The sequence below is a fragment of the Rubneribacter sp. genome, from assembly GCF_965361815.1.
This window is the reverse complement of sequence record NZ_CBDTNW010000083.1, coordinates 1-4,603: the sequence shown is the minus strand read 5'-3', so window position 1 is coordinate 4,603 and position 4,603 is coordinate 1. Positions and strand designations below refer to the sequence as shown.

Below are 4,603 nucleotides of genomic sequence, written 5' to 3'. Positions count from 1 at the left end.
GGCGCGGGCGATGCCGCGCCTGCGCGTCAGCGTTGTTATGCCAGGTCGCCAGCCATGTGGCGCACGGCGTGGCGGGCGAAGGTGATGGTGCGCCCGCACGCGCAGCCCACGATGTACTCGGGGTAGTTGTTGCCGAACACGCTGCCGGAGCAGTCGCCGGCGGCGTAGAGGCCCTCGATGGGCTTCGCGTCGGCGTCCACCACTTGCATGTCCTCGTTGATGCGCAGGCCGTCCACCGTGGTCAGAAGCGAGCCGCCGTACCACACGCCGTAGAACGGCGCAGTGCGCAGCGCGGACAGGCGGTAGGCCTCCTTGCCGAAGTCGGCGTCGTCCTGCGCGTCGTAGAAGCCGTTGTACTTCTCCACCTCGGCCAGGAACGCCTCCTTGGCCTCGCCTTCGAACCCCAGCTTGTCGGCCAGCTCGTCGATGGTGTCGGCCTTCACCATGACGCCCTTCTCAAGCTCGGCGGCGTAGATGTCGTCGATGGGGGTGTCGGCCTCTTTGGCCAGCAGCTGCTGGGTCTGGCGCGAGCAGCCGATGGTGCTGAAGCGCTTCACGTCCTCTTTGAGGTTGGAGTCGAACACCTGGCAGAACACGCCGCCCTCGTGCTCGGCCGCTGCGAAGCAGCAGAAGTCGTAGGGCGTGGACTCGTTCACGAAGCGCCTGCCGTCGCGCGCCACCTTCATGAACGGCTGGGAACCCAGGTTGAACTGCTTGTCGGTGCCCACGAACGTGGCCACCTCGCCCGGCTCGCTGATGATGCCCGCGTTCTCGCCCGGCTTGACGGCGCCGCGGTCGAAGATCATCGGCGCGCCGATGCTGTCCTTCTGCCCGCCGGCCCACATGGCCGCCTTGATGCCCTCGCCCACGTTGTTGGGAGAGCCGTACTGCAGCGTGACGCAGCGGTCGACCAACGGGTTGCACGCGCGCAGCATCTCGGCGTTGCTGTTGTACCCGCCGGTGGTCAGCAGCACGCCCTTCTCGGCGTCGATGCGCACGTAGCCGTCGCCCGTCTCGAAGATGGCGCCGGTCACCTTGCCGGAGTCGTCCTGCACCAGTTTGACCAGCTTGTGGTTGTAGGTGACGTCGTAGCCCTTCTCGTTGATGTAGGCCAGCAGCACCTTGTTGCGCTCAAGCGACTCGCCGGCGGCGTCCTTGCCCGAGTAGTAGTGCTCCATCGGGAACAGCGCGAAGCTCGTGCCGCCCGTGGCGTGGTCGATGTCGTTGTCGAAAGCGCAGGTCATGCCAGCTGAGGTGAGGATAGGGTCAAGCCAGTCGGTGACCTCGGCGCTCTCGCGGATCCACACGCGGATGACGCGCTGGTCGCACTGGCCGGAAGCGTAGCGCGAGAACTCGTTGAGCAGCTGCTGCTCGTTCACGTGCGCCCCGGCGGCCTCGGTGTACTTGGTGTTGATGGCGCCGAACCAATGGCGCGTCTTCTGCACCGACCCGGTCTTCTCGCAGATGGTGAAGTCAAGCCCCAGATCGGCGGCCGTGGCCGCTGCCGCCATGCCGCCGTTGCCGGCGCCCACGATCAAAAGCTCGGTGCTCTTCGTCTCCACAATGTCGCCCTCGGCGATCTCGGGCGCGCTGCCCAGCCAGTCGGCCTGGACGTTCGCCGCGTCGGCGGCCTGCGCTTCCGCTGCGTTGGCGGCGCCGGAGGCGCTCGCGTCCTTCGCCTGGGGCGCGCAACCGGCCAGGCCCATGGCGGCCAGCGCGCCCACGCCGGCGGCGCCGGCGAGGAAGCCGCGGCGGGACAGTCCCTGCGTTGCAACGTTCTTCATGATGGTTCCCTCCTTATGAAGCGGTGTGCGATGCGCCGTGCGCATCCTTGCCCCCATCATGCCGTGCGCCCCGGTTCCCGTCCTCACCGCCAAAGGACCAACTTGCGGGGCGTCGGCGCGGTTTTCTTCTCACCCCTCTGGTACCAGAATGGGCGTTTTCCCTTGTCGGCGAGGGGTGAAGTGCGGTAGGCTGTGCAAACGGACACCAGGGGAGGGACGGAGCCGAGGCCGATGAACGCCGTCAGGGAATCGCAATCGCCGCAGCAGCCGGACGCGAAGGCGCCGCGCTTCGCCGTCACGCCTTCGTGGGCACGCTGCCTAGCGGCGCTCACAGCCGAGCTGTTCGGCACGTGGCTCACCAACGCGGCGCTCTACCCGCAGTACATGGACGTGCTGCCCGCCGCGCGCGACGCGTCGTCGCTTGTGGGCGTGGCGACGCTCGTGGCGTTGGCCGTGTGGGCGCTGCGCAAGCCGGCCTCCCTCGACGAGCGCTCTATCACGGCGGCGTCCTTCGTGCTGTTTTCGGCGGGCTTCGCGCTCATCGTGCTGGGCATCGTGCAGCAGTCGGCGGCCTTGCTGTTGGTGGGCGCGTGCGTGCGCTCGGTTGGATCGCGCTGGGTGGTCGTGCTCATGGGCATATCGCTGTGCAAGCTGGGCAAGCGCCCATGCATGCTGTGCATCGCGTCGGCGTTCGTGGCAAGCTACCTGCTGAGGCTGCCGTTTGGTGGCATGGATTCTACGGTGTCTTTGCTCGTGCTGTTCGTGCTGCCGTTTGCCACCTACGCGGCGGTGCGGCCCTTGGCCCTTGAGATGCTGGCGACCATGAAGCGGGCGGTGCCCCCGGTGGAGGCGTCCGTCACCCAGCCTGCGGCTTACCTGCCGTTCGCCCACGGATTGTTCGTGGCCATCTTCATCTTCCGCATCGCCTACGGTTTCGCGCTCACGTTCGGCGCGGTGGACGGCAATCCGCAGCAGACGTTTTTCGGTTTGGCTCCGGTGGCCATTTTGCTGGCGATGGCGCTTACCCCCAAGGTGCCGAAGGCCGATGTGCTCTACCAGGCTGCGGCGCTGTTCGTGGTGGGGGGCTTTTTGGCGGTGGTGGTGCTGGCCGGGCGCGTTCCAAACGATTTGGCGCTGGCGAACGGGCTTCTGTACGCAGGAAGCGAGTGCTTTGACGCGCTCATGTGGTTTGCGCTGGCCTCAATCGGCGCGCGCAACGCGGTGAACGCGCTCGCCGTGTTCGCCTGGGGGCGCGCCGCGTCCTCTGCGGGGCTGCTGTGCGGCGCCACGGTGGGGCACGCCGTGAACGCCGCCCCGGACGCGCTTGCCGTGTCGGCGGGCATCGCGGCGGTGCTCTTCCTGTTCGTGGCCATGAACTTCACCGTGCTGAAGCCTTTTGGGTTCCAGGCCACCATCGACGGCGTGCGCGCGACCGAGCCCGTGGCGCCCCTGCCGACCTCGGCGGGTTTGCGGGAGAAGAGCGCCGCCGTGGCCGCCCGCTGCCGCCTCACCCCGCGCGAGACGGAGCTTCTGGAGCTGTTGGCGCACGGCCGCAACGGCCCGTTCATCCAGGAGAAGCTCGTGCTGTCGCGCAACACGGTGAAAACCCACGTGGCCAACATCTACGCCAAGCTGGGCGTCCACTCCCAGCAAGAGCTCATCGACCTCGTGGAGCAGGCCGACGTCTCCACGGGCGAGGCTGCCCGGCAGCCCGGTTCATGAGCGGCGGATGCGGCTTTCGACGTCCTGCGGTGCGGTGCGGCGGCACGCGGCCGGCTCAGTGGACCTTGGGTTGGACGTGGGTTTCGGATGTTCATCATTGACCGCTCTTGTGCGCCCGGCTACAATGTGTACCCGCACATCAAGGCGGCGTGGGCCGTTAGCTCAGTTGGTAGAGCAGGGGACTTTTAATCCCAAGGTCGCGGGTTCGATTCCCTCACGGCCCACCATTTACCCCGCCGGTTGTGCGCAGCCTTCGGGCAGTTTACGCTGGGCCATCGTCCAACGGCAGGACTCTGGATTTTGGTTCCAGCTATCCAGGTTCGAATCCTGGTGGCCCAGCCATTTCGCCGGCGAACCCCTCCGCTTCCTCATCGCGTTTGCGCGCGGTGGAATGCGGAGAAAACGCGCACGGCGCTCAATCGGCGCTTGACCTAACAGGGGAAAGCGCTAGAATGGAACACCGTTCAAGGCGGACCGTCCTCGTAAAAGGGCGGCATCTCCCGCCGAAGCCGACAAGGCGGCTGCGCATCGCGCGAATACCTGGCGGTCCCGCTTCCATGCGCGGACTGCGCGGCATCAGACCGCGGGCCTGGCAAGCAGGTGCATTCGAACCAACAAGGTTTGTTGGCATTGTGCGCTCGTTCAAATTTTTCCCCACATCTTCTAAAAAATTTGGTATCATGCTGGATTGCTGCTTACTGACGACCTGCTTTGAAGGAGCACTTTTGAGCAAAGAAGACGTGATCGAGCTTGAGGGAACCGTCCTGGAGGCGCTGCCGAACGCTATGTTTAGGGTGGAGCTCGAAAACGGGCACAAGATATTGGCCCACATCTCCGGCAAAATGCGCATGCACTACATCAAGATCCTTCCGGGGGACAAGGTGACGGTGGAGCTGTCCGTCTACGACCTGAACCGCGGGCGCATCACGTACCGTTTCAAGTAGCGAAAACTCTCACCAGCGGCTGGGTGTGAACGATAGAACGAGAACGCATAACCGAAAGGAAATGATTATGAAGGTACGTCCTTCGGTCAAGAAAATGTGCGACAAGTGCAAGATCATCCGACGCCATGGCAAGGTGCTCGTCATCTGCGAGAA

Annotated in this window: 4 protein-coding genes and 2 tRNA genes; 5 read left to right on the top strand and 1 reads right to left on the bottom strand. The window is 65.3% G+C overall.

The genetic code is table 11. From position 1 onward, the window contains the following. Positions 1-35 precede the first annotated feature (35 nt). Positions 36-1,784, bottom strand: a complete 1,749-nt coding sequence (locus ACWKY3_RS06195) for an FAD-binding protein (protein WP_449315553.1) — start codon at positions 1,782-1,784, stop codon at positions 36-38. 231 nt (positions 1,785-2,015) lie between these two features. Between ACWKY3_RS06195 and ACWKY3_RS06190 the strand changes: the two genes are divergently transcribed. The 5 genes from ACWKY3_RS06190 to rpmJ form a co-directional block, all read left to right on the top strand. Then, entirely contained in the window at positions 2,016-3,506 is a 1,491-nt protein-coding gene (locus ACWKY3_RS06190) for a LuxR C-terminal-related transcriptional regulator (RefSeq protein ID WP_449315552.1), read from the top strand. 151 nt (positions 3,507-3,657) lie between these two features. Beyond that, a tRNA-Lys gene (locus ACWKY3_RS06185) sits at positions 3,658-3,733 on the top strand. Between the two features lie 41 nt (positions 3,734-3,774). Further along, a tRNA-Gln gene (locus ACWKY3_RS06180) sits at positions 3,775-3,848 on the top strand. Positions 3,849-4,231: 383 nt separating this feature from the next. Then, complete coding sequence (infA, locus tag ACWKY3_RS06175; RefSeq protein ID WP_114567402.1) at positions 4,232-4,450, top strand: translation initiation factor IF-1; 219 nt, start codon at positions 4,232-4,234, stop codon at positions 4,448-4,450. A gap of 67 nt (positions 4,451-4,517) precedes the next feature. Beyond that, a partial coding sequence (rpmJ, locus tag ACWKY3_RS06170; protein WP_449315554.1) for a 50S ribosomal protein L36 occupies positions 4,518-4,603 on the top strand: 86 nt, incomplete at its 3' end.